The 16186-nt window shown below is 58.9% G+C and carries 18 protein-coding genes; 5 read left to right on the top strand and 13 right to left on the bottom strand.

Annotated features, from left to right (window positions below; translation table 11 throughout):
- Position 1: 1 nt before the first annotated feature.
- The 8 genes from mdcH to mdcA form a co-directional block, all read right to left on the bottom strand.
- The gene (gene mdcH / locus ACHH0Z_RS18815; RefSeq protein ID WP_045409170.1) at positions 2-898 is read right to left on the bottom strand and encodes a malonate decarboxylase subunit epsilon; all 897 of its coding nucleotides are present in this window, start codon (positions 896-898) and stop codon (positions 2-4) included.
- Positions 898-1515 carry a malonate decarboxylase holo-ACP synthase gene (locus ACHH0Z_RS18810; protein ID WP_045409166.1) on the bottom strand — a complete coding sequence of 206 codons (618 nt, stop codon included), beginning with the start codon at positions 1513-1515 and terminating at the stop codon, positions 898-900. Before ACHH0Z_RS18810 ends, mdcH begins: the two co-directional genes overlap by 1 nt.
- A gap of 2 nt (positions 1516-1517) precedes the next feature.
- On the bottom strand, positions 1518-2477 hold the full coding sequence (locus ACHH0Z_RS18805) for an AEC family transporter (RefSeq protein WP_023294710.1): 960 nt from the start codon (positions 2475-2477) through the stop codon (positions 1518-1520).
- Positions 2478-2599: 122 nt separating this feature from the next.
- The gene (mdcE, locus tag ACHH0Z_RS18800; RefSeq protein ID WP_025910348.1) at positions 2600-3400 is read right to left on the bottom strand and encodes a biotin-independent malonate decarboxylase subunit gamma; all 801 of its coding nucleotides are present in this window, start codon (positions 3398-3400) and stop codon (positions 2600-2602) included.
- Positions 3400-4233 carry a biotin-independent malonate decarboxylase subunit beta gene (locus ACHH0Z_RS18795; RefSeq protein ID WP_045409163.1) on the bottom strand — a complete coding sequence of 278 codons (834 nt, stop codon included), beginning with the start codon at positions 4231-4233 and terminating at the stop codon, positions 3400-3402. The genes mdcE and ACHH0Z_RS18795 overlap by 1 nt, the downstream gene beginning before the upstream one ends.
- On the bottom strand, positions 4226-4525 hold the full coding sequence (gene mdcC / locus ACHH0Z_RS18790; RefSeq protein WP_023294711.1) for a malonate decarboxylase acyl carrier protein: 300 nt from the start codon (positions 4523-4525) through the stop codon (positions 4226-4228). Before mdcC ends, ACHH0Z_RS18795 begins: the two co-directional genes overlap by 8 nt.
- Positions 4526-4534: 9 nt before the next feature.
- On the bottom strand, positions 4535-5392 hold the full coding sequence (locus ACHH0Z_RS18785; protein ID WP_023326217.1) for a triphosphoribosyl-dephospho-CoA synthase: 858 nt from the start codon (positions 5390-5392) through the stop codon (positions 4535-4537).
- Positions 5392-7047, bottom strand: coding sequence for a malonate decarboxylase subunit alpha (gene mdcA / locus ACHH0Z_RS18780; protein WP_021242210.1), 1656 nt, complete (start codon positions 7045-7047; stop codon positions 5392-5394). Before mdcA ends, ACHH0Z_RS18785 begins: the two co-directional genes overlap by 1 nt.
- Before the next feature lie 228 nt (positions 7048-7275).
- Between mdcA and ACHH0Z_RS18775 the strand changes: the two genes are divergently transcribed.
- Genes ACHH0Z_RS18775 through ACHH0Z_RS18765 form a run of 3 tightly spaced genes read left to right on the top strand, consistent with a single transcriptional unit; the run spans position 7276 to position 9413 of the window.
- Positions 7276-8298, top strand: coding sequence for a hydrolase (locus tag ACHH0Z_RS18775; RefSeq protein WP_021242209.1), 1023 nt, complete (start codon positions 7276-7278; stop codon positions 8296-8298).
- Positions 8295-8513 (top strand): YheU family protein, encoded by a 219-nt coding sequence (locus tag ACHH0Z_RS18770; RefSeq protein WP_008503016.1) that lies wholly within the window; start codon positions 8295-8297, stop codon positions 8511-8513. Before ACHH0Z_RS18775 ends, ACHH0Z_RS18770 begins: the two co-directional genes overlap by 4 nt.
- A gap of 30 nt (positions 8514-8543) precedes the next feature.
- Entirely contained in the window at positions 8544-9413 is an 870-nt protein-coding gene (locus ACHH0Z_RS18765; protein WP_008503017.1) for a phosphoribulokinase, read from the top strand.
- An 85-nt stretch (positions 9414-9498) separates the two neighbouring features.
- On the opposite strand, the gene ACHH0Z_RS18760 is transcribed toward ACHH0Z_RS18765, so the two are convergent.
- On the bottom strand, positions 9499-9903 hold the full coding sequence (locus tag ACHH0Z_RS18760; RefSeq protein ID WP_045409157.1) for an OsmC family protein: 405 nt from the start codon (positions 9901-9903) through the stop codon (positions 9499-9501).
- A gap of 311 nt (positions 9904-10214) precedes the next feature.
- On the opposite strand from ACHH0Z_RS18760, the gene crp reads away from it, so the two are divergent.
- Together crp and ACHH0Z_RS18750 are read left to right on the top strand one after the other, a co-directional pair.
- Positions 10215-10847: a cAMP-activated global transcriptional regulator CRP gene (crp, locus tag ACHH0Z_RS18755; RefSeq protein WP_000242758.1), complete on the top strand. Its 633-nt coding sequence runs from the start codon at positions 10215-10217 to the stop codon at positions 10845-10847.
- A 57-nt stretch (positions 10848-10904) separates the two neighbouring features.
- Positions 10905-12992 (top strand): YccS/YhfK family putative transporter, encoded by a 2088-nt coding sequence (locus ACHH0Z_RS18750; protein ID WP_023345020.1) that lies wholly within the window; start codon positions 10905-10907, stop codon positions 12990-12992.
- On the opposite strand, the gene ACHH0Z_RS18745 is transcribed toward ACHH0Z_RS18750, so the two are convergent.
- The 4 genes from ACHH0Z_RS18745 to ppiA all read right to left on the bottom strand — a co-directional run bounded on the left by ACHH0Z_RS18745 (position 12989) and on the right by ppiA (position 16152).
- The gene (locus tag ACHH0Z_RS18745; protein ID WP_186436486.1) at positions 12989-14209 is read right to left on the bottom strand and encodes an aspartate aminotransferase family protein; all 1221 of its coding nucleotides are present in this window, start codon (positions 14207-14209) and stop codon (positions 12989-12991) included. The two genes, ACHH0Z_RS18750 and ACHH0Z_RS18745, sit on opposite strands and share 4 nt — an antisense overlap.
- Before the next feature lie 86 nt (positions 14210-14295).
- Positions 14296-14859 carry an aminodeoxychorismate synthase component 2 gene (gene pabA, locus ACHH0Z_RS18740; RefSeq protein WP_008503021.1) on the bottom strand — a complete coding sequence of 188 codons (564 nt, stop codon included), beginning with the start codon at positions 14857-14859 and terminating at the stop codon, positions 14296-14298.
- 30 nt (positions 14860-14889) lie between these two features.
- Positions 14890-15474 carry a putative adenosine monophosphate-protein transferase Fic gene (locus tag ACHH0Z_RS18735; RefSeq protein ID WP_045409151.1) on the bottom strand — a complete coding sequence of 195 codons (585 nt, stop codon included), beginning with the start codon at positions 15472-15474 and terminating at the stop codon, positions 14890-14892.
- A gap of 105 nt (positions 15475-15579) precedes the next feature.
- A complete protein-coding gene (ppiA, locus tag ACHH0Z_RS18730; protein WP_014885514.1) occupies positions 15580-16152 on the bottom strand; it encodes a peptidylprolyl isomerase A in 573 nt (190 codons plus the stop codon).
- Positions 16153-16186 lie beyond the last annotated feature (34 nt).

The raw sequence follows: 16186 nt of genomic DNA, 5'->3' as shown, positions 1-16186 counted from the left end.
ATCACGCACGGAGTCGCTTCGCCAGATGTACCGCCACGTCCACCCCGCTGCGCTCCAGTGAAATCGTCTCTCCTTCCCACGGCGCCTGACGCGTCAGGCAGGTCAGTACGCCGCCGGGGGGCATCTCGATCGCCAGCCGGGCTTCGCGTTCATTCGCTGAAATCATCGCCTCCTGCCAGCGCACCGTACGCGCCATGTTCATCGCCAGATCGTCGGCGATCTTTTCCGGCTGCCACAACACGCGCCCGGTGCTGCCGCTCAGGTAGGCGCAGCGTGGGCGTGAAAGCGTGACCGATTCAAACGCCGTTGCCAGCTTTTGCGCGGGTGCTGTCAGCAGTTCGCAGTGCGACGGCACGCTGACCGCCAGCCGTTTGGCCTTGCTCGCCCCTTTCGCCAGCGCGCGCGACGCCGCCTCCGCCATCCCTTCATCGGTTCCGGCAATCACGATCTGCGTTTCGGCATTCAGGTTGGCAATGTAGGTCCCGGTGCCCTGGATAAGGTCTTCCACCTGCGGCAGAGTGAGCCCCATAATTGCCGTCAGGCCGTAGCCGTGCGGATACGCCTGCTCCATCAGATCGCCACGCAGCGCCACCAGCTTCAGCGCATCCGTGAAGTCCAGCGCGCCTGCAATGACCGTCGCCGGATAAGCGCCGATGGACAGCCCGCTGACGATATCCGGCGCCACGCCGCGCCGTTCCAGCTCGCGCGCCCAGGCCACGCCTGCAATTAGCAGGCAAAGCTGAACCGCGCGGGTATGGCTTAACGCGTCTGCGCTATCCAGCGTATCCACTTCGGTGCCAAGCACCTCACGCGCCTGAGCCAGTTCCGTTCCCGGCAGGTTTTGCAGCATGCCTTCGTGCTGCGTGCCCTGCCCCGGAAAGGTAAACACTATTTTCATCACTCCTCCCTGCGCCACGGATCCGCCACCAGGCGCGGTCCACGGCGGGTTTTCAGCAGCGTTTTGCCGTCGCGCAGCCACTCCGCCAGCGCGAAACCGCCCTCGGGCGTATCCACCTGCGTATCGGCACGACACAGCGCACGGCTTAGCCGGGACTGCCACGTCGTCAGGGCGTCCGGTGAGATCGGCAGCGGAGCGCGGATAAGCAGATCGAGATCGCTTTCGGCATGAATAACCGGAATACCGGTCGCCAGCGCGTAGCCGGTGCTGCCGGTAATGCCCCACGTCCACGACCACGCCTGCTGAGAAAGCTGAAGCGCCACCTGAACGGGTGGCTGAGTCACAAAGGGCGAGCGCAGCAGTTCGGCCGCAACGCTCAGGTCTTCCGGTGATACCACACGCCGCACGTTTTCGGGCTTCACCCATCCGGCCGCCCGCTGGTCGCGACGTAAACCGCGCACGCCAACGGGGATCCGGCCTTCACTGTCAACATCACGCCGCACCACCACCGGCAGGCCGGTATGCCAGGCGGCCTCCACCCAGGATTCAGTGATGCCTTCCAGCGCGTCTCGCGCAGTAAGCCAGATAAGGTCGTGCGGGCGTAATGTTGTGGTCATGGTTACATTCCTGAAGTCAGCGAGATAAACAGCGGCAGCGACAGGATACACAGTACGGAGCTTAACAGCAGCACGGCTTCAGCATCCGGCGATTGCACGCCAAAGCGGTTACCGAACACCACGCCGAAGAAGCCCGCGGAGAGCGCAATCATGAGGATCGCGGTGATCGCCACGGAGCCATGCAGACCAAAGATCAAGACGATACCCCAGGCGATGGCAGGCTGAATCAGCAGCTTGGCGATGGTGGAGGTGATCACCATGGTATTAATCTGCAGCTTACGGGCAGAGAGGATCACCCCGGTCAGGAACAGCGCCGCAGCGGTCGCGGACAGTCCCAGCGGTTTAATCGCCGCCAGCACCAGCTCCGGCATTTTGATGCCGATGGCGGACAAAATCACACCCAGCAGCGGGCCCATCACGATCGGCTTTTTAATGGAGCGCCACATCAGCACCGGCAGCATGGAAAGCGTTGAACCGGAGTTATTGCCCTCGGCGCGCGCTTTTTCACGCTCAAGAATGAGCAGGCAGAACGGGGTCATCAACACCGAACCGCAGGCGATGGAGACCGCGACGGAGAGCGACGTAGAGGAACCTTCGCCCAGCACGCTGCCCAGAATCGGCAGACCCAGCGCTGCATAGTTGGGCAGCGCGACGGTGAGCGTCAGCACGGCCGCATCCTGTGGCGATTTCTTAAAGACGCCGGTGGCGAGGAAATAGATGACCGCATAGGTGATCCACATCGCCAGCGTCAGCACCAGGATCAGCGGCGACTGGGCAACGATGCCGGTCCACGGGGTTTGCACGGTGGCACTGAACAGCGCGGCAGGGAGTGCAAAATCCATTACGAAGATATTAAGCAGGGAAACATTTTTGTTATCGACCATCTTTGCCTTGCCGGCCCAGAATCCCAGCAGCATGATGACGAAAATCGGTGCAAGAGCATGAACAATTACGTAAGTCATAAATCACCTGTAGTAAAAAAGTTTTAGCACTGGCGCGATGATTATTATTTTCAGGATGCAGGTTCCCGCGTGGGCGCTGTCACGCGCCCACGGGTTGATGCATCTGGCAGGTCTCTTTTTACTTACCAGCTGGCTCGCATACGTTCGCGTACGAGCGCCGAGCTGCGGCGATTGTCAGCACCCAGACGGTTTTTCAACGTGGTGTCCTGACGAGCGTCACTGATGGCCTGTTGCAGGGTGGATTTCACCAGCGTCAGATCGTTATCGGAGGGGGCATCCGGGTTGCTGATATCCAGCAGGTTAGAGAGCAGCCCCAGCGTGGCGTAGTTGCTGATGTCGTACGCCATGGGCGGGATAGTTGCCGCCAGTTTTTCCAGCGCCTCGACGGTACGCAGCGTGATGCGCGCCGCAGACTCTTTGCCCATCGCGTGGATCAGCACGCCTTTGTCGTTAAAGGCGATCAGACGGTTAGCCTGGTAGCCGTGCGCCAGGAACGCGCCGGACATCGCCTTGCCGACGATAAGCCCAATCACCGGGTGACCGGCCAGGCGGGCATTCGCATAGGCTGCTGCCGCACCGGCCAGCGCCTGATGAATCCCAAACGCCTCTTCGCGTCGGCCATAGGCCTGGCTTGGGACGTCGATCACCGCCACAATCGGGCGCTTCACGGGTTTGTCAGCATCCGCCGCGACGGTTTCACTGACCACTTTCGCCAGGGTCCAGCCTTCCAGCAGCCCCACTTCCCCTTTCGCCGCACGCGGGAAGTGGTTGTTGGCATCCGGCACCACGGCAACAAAGCGCACCGCCTCGCCGTTCAGCTCGCCGTCTGCCGCCTGGACGGACGGGCATAGCCCCTCGATACGTTTGGCGTTCGGGGCGAGGATGTCCAGCCAGCGTTCGCCACGGCTTATTGCGTTACTCATCATTTCACCTCCCGGGCAAAAAGCGCGTTAATCTGTTCGGCATCAGCCTGTTTGCGGGTGTCGAAATTCGTCAGACGGTTCAGGTAATCATCGTAGTTATCGGTGCGATGTTTCGCGGGAACGCCTTTAGCAATCGCGTCGTTCATCGCCTGTTTCACCGCGTTGATACCGTCGTCGACGAGCGCATCCACCAGCCCGCTTTGATAGCGCACTTCACCGCCGGTCATGCTCCAGATAAACGGACGATCGCGGGAGTCGTACTCCTCAATGCCCGCCTCCTGTTCGATAACCTGCGGGCCGTTGAGGCCAAGACGCGCTTCGCGGGTCACAATCAGGTAGCTGCACAGCGCCGCGGCGATGGACATCCCACCGAAGCAGCCCACAGTCCCGGCCACAATCCCGATAACGGGCGTGTAGCGACGCAGGTCGACAATCGCAGCGTGGATATCGGCAATCGCCGCCAGGCCGAGGTTCGCCTCCTGCAGACGCACGCCGCCGGTTTCGAGGCACAGCACCGCCTGAGTCGGAATGCCGTTGCGGTTATCCTCCGCCGCCAGCTCCAGCGCCGCCGCCATTTTGGCGCCGGACACTTCGCCCATGCTGCCGCCCTGGAACGCGCCTTCAATCGCCACGACGACGGCAGGCTTGCCGTTGATGGTGCCCTTCGCCACCACCATGCCGTCGTCCGCCTGCGGCACAATGCCCTGTGGCCCAAGCCACGGAGAAATAATACCTTCAAACGGATCCAGCAGTTCGCGGTAGCTGCCCTCGTCGAGCAGGGCCTGCGCGCGCTGGCGCGCTTTCAGTTCGATAAAGCTGCTGTCATCACGCATGGCTCACCCCCTCAAAAACCTGTTCGATGCGAATGCGCGCCACGCCCGGCGTCGCGCCGAAGTCGTGGATGGTCAGCTTCCCTGCGGGCAGGCTGCTGACGGTTTGCAGACGGTTGAACAGCGCCTCCCAGCGCCCCCGGCTGTTGTCCACGGAGGTGGTGATATCAATGGTTAACGTCTGGCCCGGTTCGGCGGTGAAGAGCACCTCCATATCCCCGGAACCGACTACCCCTGCCAGCGCCCTGCCGCTTAACGTGCGGCTGGCTGGCACGGTCAATGTGATTTTTTCCATAACATCCTCTTAATGCTTTGAATTTGGCGTTTCGATGCGGTCGAGAAACAGCGTGGCGGCAAGCAGGTCGGCAGCGCCGCCCGGTGAGGCGTTGAGCGCCAGCATCTGACGGTCTAACCTCGCCAGCGCCTGCTGGCCCGCAGGCGTTGCGCTGCCGCCGGCATTCAGCACCGCACGGGCGCCGTCCTGCATAGCATCAAGCCCTTCCATTCCGGCACGTGACAGCACGCAGGTGTCGGTGAGTGAGGTCATGATGGCCATCAGCGCGTCGAGCCTGGCGTGCGTTTCGCTACTGCCGTTGAGGCGGCTCAGACGAAGCTGCGGCAGCGCGCGCTGCATAACGTGCGGAAACGCCTGCTGCGCCTCTTCACGCGCGCCCGGCACGCGGTAACGGTGCGTGGCGCGCAGGCCTTTACTGAACACCTTCGGCGCCGCGTCGTCCGGCAGTCTCGCCAGCTGTGCGGCGGTGCGGGCGACGTCTTGCGCCCTGGCATCACCGCCGAGCATCGCCACCGCGCTGACCAGCAGCCCCAGCGCCCAAATCGCGCCGCGATGGGTGTTTACGCCACCGGTTGCGGCCATCATCTGCTGCTCGCCTTCGCGACCGAGTCGCCCGACGGTTTGCCGAAGTGCGATATCTGCCGGGCGCTGCCAGCTTTGCAGCGCCAGCGCCTGAAACGTGGAGGTCAGGCTGTGCGCGGAGCGCTCCATCAGCGCAAGGGATAAATCGTGGTGCGCGCCGTTCCCCCGACTGTCCACCAGACCGGGTTTCGGGCTTAAACGTGCTTCGTCAATCAGACACTGCGTGGCGGTTCGCGCCAGCCATTCGGCACCGCCTTCAACCTCAATCTGGGGCAGAAGTTTCATTACCAGCTCCGGAATTTCGCAGGTGGGTTATAGAGACCGCCGGACCATTCCACCAGGTCCGACACGCTGCCTGCGGCCAGCAGAGATCGGGTGGCATCAGTGCGGCGGATCCCCATATCTTCCGGATAGAGCACCTTGCCGCTCTGACGCAGTTCCGCCACGCGTTTGGCATCCACGCCCAGACCGATGTCGGTGATCCCCGCGACGGCGGCGACCATGGCGCGACGCTCTTCCAGATCTTTCGCCCGATAGAGGTAGGCAATCCCCTCTTCCGTCAGCACGTGGGTGACGTCATCGCCGTAGATCATCACCGGCGCCAGCGGCATACCGGAGGCTTTCGCCACGTCAACGGCATCGAGTTTTTCCACGAAGGTCGGCTTCACACCCGCCTGGAAGGTTTCCACCATCTGCACGACCAGTTTTTTGCCGCGCTGCATTGGGTCAGGTTCGGTGATCATGTTCAGCCAGGCGGGCGTGGCGTGGCGACGACCGTGCGGGTCGTGACCCATGTTTGGCGCACCGCCGAAGCCGGACAGACGACCGCGGGTCACGGTTGAGGAGTTGGCGTAGCCGTCCACCTGCAGCGTAGAACCGATGAACATATCCACCGCGTACTGACCCGCCAGCTGGCAGAACGCGCGGTTGGAGCGCATGGAGCCGTCGGCACCGGTAAAGAAGACGTCCGGACGCGCGCGGATGTACTCTTCCATCCCCAGCTCGCCACCGAAGCAGTGCACGCTCTCGACCCAGCCGCTTTCAATAGCCGGGATCAGCGTCGGATGCGGGTTCAGCGTCCAGTGTTTACAGATTTTGCCTTTAAGGCCGAGCTGTTCACCGTAGGTAGGCAGCAGCAGCTCGATCGCCGCAGTGTTAAAGCCGATCCCGTGGTTCAGGGACTGCACCTGGTGTTCAGCATAAATACCCTTGATGGCCATCATCGCCATCAGGATGTGTTCCTGTTTAATCAGGCGCGGGTCGCGGGTAAACAGCGGTTCGATAAAGAACGGCTTATCGGCAACCACCACGAAGTCAATCCACGAGCCCGGAATATCCACGCGCGGCAGGTCACACTCGTCATCCACCAGCTCGTTCACCTGCGCGATGACGATGCCGTCATGGAACGCGGCGGCTTCCACCAGCGCCGGGGTATCTTCGGTGCTCGCCCCGGTATAGAGGTTGCCTTTGCGGTCGGCTTTAAAGCCGGCAATCAGCGCCACGTTGGGCGACAGGTCGACGTAGAGACGGGAGTAGAGTTCGATATAGGTGTGAATCGCGCCGATTTCGAGCTGACCATCCTCCAGCAGCTGGGAGATGCGCAGGCTCTGCGTCCCGGAGAAGGAGAAATCCAGCTTGCGGGCGATGCCTTTCTCAAAGATATCCAGATGTTCGCTGCGGCCAACGCTCGGCATGATCATATGCAGATCGTGGACGATCTGCGGGTTCACTTCGGCCAGCGAGCGGGAAAGGAAATCGGCCTGCTTCTGGTTGTTACCTTCCAGCACGACCTTGTCGCCTGGCGCGATCAGTTTTTCCAGCATGGCGACGAGATCGCCGGTTGGCAGTACCTTGCCCTGCACCGGTACGGAGGCCAGACGACGCGCTTTTTCGCTGCGTCGCGTGTTCCATTGCCGGGTGGGTGTTTGCCCAGATAACATTATTAACCTCCTGATTCAGCTAATCATTTTGATTTTCTTAACGTTGAATAAAGTGTGCGCTCTGGTGAGAAAGGCATCAATTAAGCGTAGAGCTGAATCATTAGCCTGAGAGTAATAATCAAGGTAAATATTTGTGATCGGGATCAGTTCATGTTTCGGAAAACCAGGCTAAACGGGGTACAATTCGGAAAGTATCGTTAATTTCCGACAAGAAACAGCATCGCGCTTATGACCCAAATCATTCCATCAGGCTTCGAGATTGCAGCCGAAGACAGCACTGAGTTCGTGCCTATGCGCGGCGTCGCCAATCGCCATTTGCAGACCATGCTGCCGCGACTGATCCGCCGAAAGGTGCAATTCACCCCACACTGGCAGCGGCTAGACCTGCCAGACGGTGACTTTCTGGATCTCGCCTGGAGCGAAGCGCCGGAACAGGCTCGCCATAAGCCGCGGCTGGTGGTTTTTCACGGTCTGGAAGGCAGCCTTCACAGCCCGTATGCGCACGGGTTAATTGAGGCGGCCAAAGCGCGCGGCTGGCTCGGCGTGGTGATGCATTTTCGCGGCTGCAGCGGCGAACCGAATCGTCAGAAACGCATCTATCACTCGGGTGAAACCGAAGACGGCACGTGGTTTTTACACTGGCTGCGGGACAACTTCGGCACCGTACCCACCGCGGCCGTAGGTTACTCGCTGGGCGGCAATATGCTGGCCTGCCTGCTGGCTAAAGAGGGTGAAAGCGTCCCGCTGGATGCCGCCGTCATCGTCTCCGCCCCGTTCATGCTGGAGCAGTGCAGCTACCACATGGACAAAGGCTTTTCCCGCGTCTATCAGCGCTACCTGCTCAACCTGCTGAAGGCCAACGCGGCGCGTAAGCTGAAAGCCTACCCGGATACTCTCCCGGTAAGCCTGCGCCAGCTGAAAAAAGTGCGCCGCATACGCGAATTCGACGATCTGATCACCGCGAAAATTCACGGTTTCGCCGATGCAATTGACTATTATCGTCAATGCAGCGCCATGCCGCTGCTCAGCAAGATCACGCAGCCGACGCTGATCATTCACGCCAAAGATGACCCTTTTATGGATCATCACTCGATTCCCGCTCAGGAATTCCTGCCCGACAATGTTCACTATCAGTTGACCGAGCACGGCGGCCACGTCGGGTTTATCGGCGGCACGCTGCGCCGCCCGAAAATGTGGCTTGAGGCGCGTATTCCTGACTGGCTAACCCCTTATCTGGACGGTGCAACATGATTATTCCCTGGCAGGATCTGGCTCCCGAAACGCTCGATAATCTGATTGAAAGCTTTGTATTACGCGAAGGCACCGATTATGGTGAACAGGAACGCTCGCTTGAGCAAAAGGTCAACGATGTAAAGCGCCAGCTGAAAAGCGGCGACGTGGTGCTGGTGTGGTCAGAACTGCATGAGACGGTGAATATCATGCCCCGCAACGCGTTTCACGGCTGATCTTCCACCCTTTTCAGTCAGGGAGTTGCTATGTCTGCCAGACATCCGGTTATTGCCGTTACGGGGTCGAGTGGTGCGGGAACCACCACCACCAGCCTCGCATTTCGCAAGATTTTCGCCCAGCTGAATCTCCGTGCGGCGGAGGTCGAAGGCGACAGCTTTCACCGCTACACGCGCCCGGAGATGGACATGGCCATCCGTAAGGCGCGCGATCTGGGTAAACACATCAGCTACTTCGGTCCGGAAGCCAATGACTTCGGCCTGCTGGAACAAACCTTTATTGAGTACGGCCAGAGCGGTAAAGGGCAGTCCCGCAAGTATCTGCATACCTATGATGAAGCCGTTCCCTGGAATCAGGTGCCTGGCACCTTTACCCCCTGGCAGCCCCTGCCGGAACCTACCGACGTGCTGTTCTACGAAGGATTACACGGCGGCGTGGTCACGCCGCAGCACGACGTGGCGCGCCACGTGGATCTGCTGGTTGGCGTGGTGCCTATCGTTAACCTGGAGTGGATCCAGAAGCTGACGCGTGACATGAGCGAGCGCGGCCACTCGCGCGAAGCAGTGATGGATTCGGTGGTGCGCTCCATGGAAGACTACATCAACTTCCTGACGCCGCAGTTTTCCCGCACCCATATCAACTTCCAGCGCGTGCCGACGGTGGACACCTCCAACCCGTTCGCGGCCAAAAGTATCCCATCCCTGGATGAGAGCTTTGTGGTGATCCATTTCCGCAATCTCGAAGGCATTGACTACCCCTGGCTGCTGGCGATGCTGCAGGGCTCGTTTATTTCTCACATGAATACATTAGTTGTACCGGGCGGAAAAATGGGGCTGGCGATGGAGCTCATCATGACGCCGCTGGTGGAGCGATTGATGGAAGGGAAACAGATCGCGTGAGTTTTTTGCCCGGTGGCGCTGCGCTTACCGGGCCTACGGTCGTGCTTTTGTAGGGCGGGTCAGCGAAGCGCCACCCGCCAAAACATTAAGCCTCGATCACTTCATACGAATGGGTGATTTTTACCGCTTTCTCCAGCATTAACGCCACAGAGCAGTACTTCTCCGCAGACAGGTCCACCGCACGTGAAACCGCCGCGTCTTTCAGTTCTTTACCGGTGACCATAAAGTGCAGATTGATGTGGGTGAACAGGCGTGGCGCCTCTTCTCGGCGTTCTGACGTGAGTTTGACCTCACAATCCGTCACGTCATGACGGCCTTTTTGCAGAATCGACACCACGTCAATGGCACTGCATCCCCCTGCCGCCATCAGCACCATTTCCATTGGGCTGGGCGCTTTATCGCCGGAGTTACCATCCATCAAAATCTGATGCCCTGACGCGGACTCGCCCAGGAACGTTAAACCTTCAACCCACTTCACGCGCGCTTGCATATTCTTAAACTCCAACGTTGCATTTTTGGTGACAGATTACGCGTGCGTTACATTTCTCGCAATGGAAGGCGACCTGCATCATGCTGAAGCGAGACACCAGGAGACACGCGGCGAAAGCTATGCTAAAACACTCAGGATGCTACAGTAATACATTGACGTTACACATGTATGCAGAGGACATCAAACTTTACTGGCTGCGAAACGTTACGGTAGCCGACTTCCCAGGGTATGGGTAAGAATTCGATTGCAACCCCAGAGTCCGGATGCATCTGATGACTCTGGTGACAGCTTATAACAGAGGATAACAGCGCATGGTGCTTGGCAAACCGCAAACAGACCCGACTCTCGAATGGTTCTTGTCTCATTGCCACATTCATAAGTACCCATCAAAGAGCACGCTGATTCACCAGGGTGAAAAAGCGGAAACGTTGTATTACATCGTTAAAGGCTCGGTGGCAGTGCTGATCAAAGATGAAGAAGGGAAAGAGATGATCCTTTCTTATCTGAACCAGGGCGATTTCATCGGTGAACTGGGCCTGTTTGAAGAGGGCCAGGAACGTAGCGCCTGGGTTCGTGCAAAGACAGCATGTGAAGTGGCTGAAATTTCTTACAAGAAGTTCCGTCAGCTGATTCAGGTTAACCCTGACATTCTGATGCGTCTCTCTTCCCAGATGGCGCGCCGTCTGCAGGTCACCTCAGAGAAAGTGGGCAACCTCGCCTTCCTGGACGTGACGGGCCGCATCGCACAAACTCTGCTGAACCTGGCGAAACAGCCAGACGCCATGACCCACCCGGACGGCATGCAAATTAAAATTACCCGTCAGGAAATTGGTCAGATCGTCGGTTGCTCCCGTGAAACAGTGGGCCGTATCCTGAAAATGCTGGAAGATCAAAACCTGATCTCCGCCCACGGTAAAACCATCGTGGTCTACGGAACGCGTTAATTCCGCTTAAACGGCGTGCCATCGCAAGGTGTCACGCCGTTTTTGTCTCTACTCCTCATGTGGCGCAGGCTGATCTATCACCCGGAAGTTAACTACGCACTGCGACAAACGCTGGTGTTGTGTCTACCCGTGGCCATCGGCCTGATCCTCGGACACCTTCAGCAAGGCCTGCTCTTTTCCCTCGTGCCCGCCTGCTGCAACATTGCCGGCCTGGACACACCGCATAAGCGCTTTTTCAAACGACTGATCGTGGGCGGCTGCCTGTTTGCTGGCTGTAGCCTTGCCGTACAGCTTTTACTGGCCCGGGATATCCCGCTGCCGCTGATCCTGACGGTGCTGGCGATGACGCTCGGCGTCACGGCGGAAATCAGCTCGCTGCACGCCCGCCTGCTACCCGCCTCGCTGATTGCGGCCATCTTCACGCTGAGCCTCGCCGGGAATATGCCGGTGTGGGAGCCGCTACTGATCTACGCGCTGGGGACACTGTGGTACGGGCTGTTTAACTGGTTCTGGTTCTGGCTGTGGCGGGAACAGCCGCTGCGCGAATCCCTGAGCCTGCTCTATGTGCAGTTGGCGGAATACTGCGAAGCCAAATACACCCTGCTCACCCAGCATACCGATCCGGAAAAAGCCTTACCGCCGCTGCTGACGCGCCAGCAGAAGGTGGTGGATCTGATAAGCCAGTGCTATCAGCAGCTGCATATGCTCGCCGCCAATAAGAACCACGAATACAAACGACTGCTGCGCACCTTCCAGGTAGGCCTGGATCTGCAGGAGCATATCTCCGTTAGCCTGCACCACCCGCAGGAGGTGCAAAAGCTGGTTGAGCGCAGCCACGCCGAAGCGGTGATCCGCTGGAACGCGCAGACCGTCTCGGCACGCCTGCGCGTGCTGGCTGACGATATTCTCTACCACCGCTATCCCACGCGCTTTAATATGGAAAAACAGCTCGGCGCGCTGGAGAAAATCGCCCGTCAGCATCCGGATAACCCGGTCGGCCAGTTTGCCGCCTGGCACTTCAGCCGCATCGCCCGCGTGCTGCGCACCCAGCGCCCGCTTTATTCCCGCGACCTGATGGCGGATAAACAAAAACGGCTTCCCCTGTTGCCCGCGCTCAAAAGCTATCTGTCTCTCAAATCGTCCGCCCTGCGCAATGCCGCACGAATTAGCGTGATGCTCAGTATCGCCAGCCTGATGGGCATGGCGCTGCATCTGCCGAAGCCCTACTGGATCTTAATGACCGTGCTGTTCGTCACCCAGAACGGCTACGGCGCCACGCGGGTGCGTATTCTGCACCGGGCGGGCGGCACCATGGCCGGGCTGATCATTGCAGGCGTAACGCTGCACTTCCACGTGCCGGAAGGCTATACCCTGGCAGGCATGCTGGCGATCACGCTGGTGAGCTACCTGATTATCCGCAAAAATTACGGCTGGGCGATGGTGGGCTTTACGGTGACGGCGGTATACACCCTGCAGCTGCTTACGCTGAACGGCGAACAGTTTATTGTCGCCAGGCTGATTGATACCCTGATCGGCTGCCTGATTGCCTTCGGCGGCATGGTCTGGCTGTGGCCGCAGTGGCAGAGCGGGCTGCTCAGGCAGAACGCCCACGACGCGCTGGAGGCCGACCAGCAGGCCATTCGCCTCATCCTGAGCGACGACCCGCAGCCCTCCCCGCTGGCGTATCAGCGCATGAAGGTCAACCAGGCGCACAACGCCCTGTTTAACTCGCTCAACCAGGCGATGCAGGAGCCGGGCTTTAATTCGCACTATCTGGCGGACATGAAGCTCTGGGTAACGCACAGTCAGTTTATCGTTGAGCACATTAACGCCATGACGACGCTGGCGCGCGAGCATACGATGCTGACGCCGGATCTGGCGCAGCGCTACCTGCAGTCGTGTGAAATTGCGTTGCAGCGCTGCCAGCAGCGTCTGGAGTATGACTCACCGGGCGAGTCGGGGGATTTAAATATTCTGGAAGCGCCGGAGACGTTAACCCACGGGCCAATGAGCACCCTGGAGCAACACTTGCAGCGCGTGCTGGGGCATCTGAACACCATGCACACCATTTCGTCGGTGGCATGGCGTCAGCGTCCGCATCATGGGGTTTGGTTAACGCGCCGGTTGAAACGAACCGAATATTAGCCTTTAACGATCTTTGCAACCGCCGCGGCAAAGCGGGTTAAGCCGTCTTCGATGTCTTTGTCTTCCACCACCAGCGACGGCGCAAAGCGCATCACGTCCGGCCCGGCGTTGAGCACCATCACCCCTTCGCGAGCGGCGGCGTGCAGGAAGTCGCGCGCGCGGCCCTTGTACTGCGGCTTCAGCTCGGCGCCAATCAGCAGCCCCATCCCGCGGATCTCGCTGAACACGTCGTACTGCTCGTCAATCTGCTTCAGGTGCTTCACAAACAGCTCGCGCTTCGCGCTAACGCCGTTTAGCACCTCTGGCGTGTTGATGATGTCGAACGCGGCCCCCGCCACGGCGCTCGCCAGCGGGTTACCGCCATAGGTAGAGCCGTGAGAACCGACGTGAAACGCGGAGGCGATCTCCTGCGTCGTCAGGACCGCACTTACCGGGAAACCGCCGCCGAGCGCTTTCGCGCTGGTCAAAATATCCGGCGTCACGCCGTAGTGCATATAGGCAAACAGGTCCCCGGTACGCCCCATCCCGCACTGCACTTCATCAAACACCAGCAGCGCCTGATGTTCGTCGCACAGCGCGCGCAGCCCTTGCAGGAATTCCGGGGTTGCCGCGGTCACGCCGCCTTCCCCCTGAATAGGCTCGACCACCACCGCGCAGGTGTGGTCGTCCATCACCGCTTTCACCGCGTGCAGATCGTTAAACGGCACGTGGATGATGTCGGCCGGTTTCGGACCAAACCCGTCGGAATACTTCGGCTGGCCGCCAACGGAGACGGTAAAGAAGGAGCGCCCGTGGAAGGCATTGTGGAAGGCGATGATTTTGGTTTTGTACGGGCTGTGGCGCGTGGTCGCGTAGTAGCGCGCCAGCTTAAAGGCGGTTTCGTTGGCTTCGGTGCCGGAGTTCATAAACAGCACGCGCTCGGCAAACGTGGCATCAATGATCTTACGGCCCAGGCGCAGCGCCGGTTCGTTGGTGAACACGTTGCTGGTGTGCCACAGGGTTTCACCCTGGGTTTTCAGCGCCTCCACCAGCGTGGGATGGCAATGACCCAGCGCCGTGACCGCAATACCGCCCGCGAAATCCACATACTCCTTGCCCTGCTGATCCCAGACGCGGCTGCCTTTCCCCTTCACCGGGATAAATTCAGCCGGTGCATAAATCGGCAGAATCACTTCATCGAATGTCGCGCGGGTAATTGCTGGTTGTTCAGTTGCCATGTCATGCCCATCCATTTTATGTCACATTGATTGTGAAAATATAATCACAAAATATGCATAAAAAATCACAGCAAGGCAACAGATATTCAGCGATGGAGGAAATTTGCCAGCAGCGCGTGCCCCTGCTCGCTGAGGATGCTTTCCGGATGGAACTGCACGCCTTCGAGATCCCATTCGCGATGTCGAATCCCCATGATCTCCTGCGTATCGCTCCAGGCGGTCACCTCAAAGCCGTCGGGCAGCGTCGACGGGTCAATGACCAGGGAATGGTAGCGCGTCACGGTTAACGGATTATTGAGCCCCGTGAACACTCCGGTGCCCGTGTGGGTGACCGGCGAGGTTTTGCCGTGCATGACTTTGGCGGCGCGCACGATGGTGGCACCAAAGGCCTGGGCAATCGCCTGATGGCCCAGACAAACGCCGAGGATCGGCAGCTTGCCGGCATAGTGCTGGATAACCTCCAGCGAAATACCTGATTCCGACGGCGTGCAGGGGCCGGGTGAAATCACGATTTTCTGCGGAGCCAGCGTCTCGATATCGGCCAGGCCAATCTCGTCGTTACGACGGACAACCACCTCTGCACCCAGTTCGCAAAAATACTGGTAAAGGTTCCAGGTGAAGGAATCATAGTTATCAATCAGCAGAATCATGGCGGCTCCCGAAAAAAATGCCGCCCTATTCTACTCAGATTCCCGCGCTTCGCTCACTACTTTGGCAAAGATCGCGTTTAGCGCGGTTAAATCCCCCGTTGCGCCGCTGCGGTTAGCGGACACCCACTCCTCGGGATCGATATCGCGCCAGTCCAGTGAATAGCCCGCATGAAGCGCCAGCTGCTCAAAGAAAACGCGCTGAGCAATACCGTTACCACGCGCAAAAGGATGCAGCATGTTGATTTCACAGTAATAATGGCTAATTTTTTCAATGAACGCCGCTTTCTCAAGGCCAGCCAGATACTTTTCACTTTCCAGCGCCGCCATCAGTTCATTACCCATCTTTTCGATGTATTCGAAATGGCAGAAGGGAATATCACCTTTGAAAATATCGTCGGTACGGAACTCACCTGCCCGCTTCATCTCTCTGCGGTAGAGATGGCGGTGAATAAGGCACAGATGGGGTAACCCGGGCGCGGAAGGCCCAAGCGCCAGGCTCTCAATGTCGGGATCCGATGGACCATTACCTTTCTCAAGGAGACAACTGGCCTGAAAGTTGACGCTACGCTGCTGCTCCCAGAGACGGGATTTTTGCTTGTCGGTGAGTTTTTTCACTTAACGCCTCCCTGAATAGTCCGTTTGCCACAAGTATAAGCAGCAAAACGCGCTTTCGCAGGGAGGGGTCACAACACGGGCGAGCATCGCCCGCGTCGAAGAACGTTACGGCAGAACTTTTGCGGAGAGGATCACGACAGGTTTGGACGGCACATTCTGATACGGACCGACGTCATGGGTAGGCACCTGAGAAATCTTATCGGCCACGTCCATCCCTTTCACGATTTTACCGAACACCGCATAGCCGAAGTCGCGCTGGCCGTGGTCGAGGAAGGCGTTATCCGCCACGTTGAGGAAGAACTGGCTGGTCGCGCTATCTTTGTCTGCGGTACGCGCCATAGAGATCGTGCCGCGCTTGTTCAGCAGGCCGTTGTCCGCTTCGTTTTTGATTGGCGGGTTCGGCTGTTTCTGCTGCATCTGCTCGTTGAAGCCGCCACCCTGAATCATGAAGCCCGGGATCACGCGGTGGAAGGTGGTGTTGTTATAGAAACCACTGTTCACATAGTCGAGGAAGTTTTTCACAGAAACCGGAGCTTTCTGGCTATTCAGTTCCAGCTCAATATTCCCGGCGGAGGTGGTCAGCAGAACGTGAGGGTCCCCTTTTGCTGCCAGCGCAGCAGGGGAAACGGCAGAAAGAGCAAACACAGCTGCGACAGCCGCCAGTGTTGATTTGAGCATGAGAATTCCTTAACAAAGCGCAGTATAAAAAGCG

This window comes from Enterobacter cloacae complex sp. 2024EL-00227 (assembly GCF_043945315.1).
GTDB classification, from domain to species: Bacteria; Pseudomonadota; Gammaproteobacteria; order Enterobacterales; family Enterobacteriaceae; genus Enterobacter; species Enterobacter roggenkampii.
This window is presented reverse-complemented; position numbering and strand designations above follow the sequence as displayed.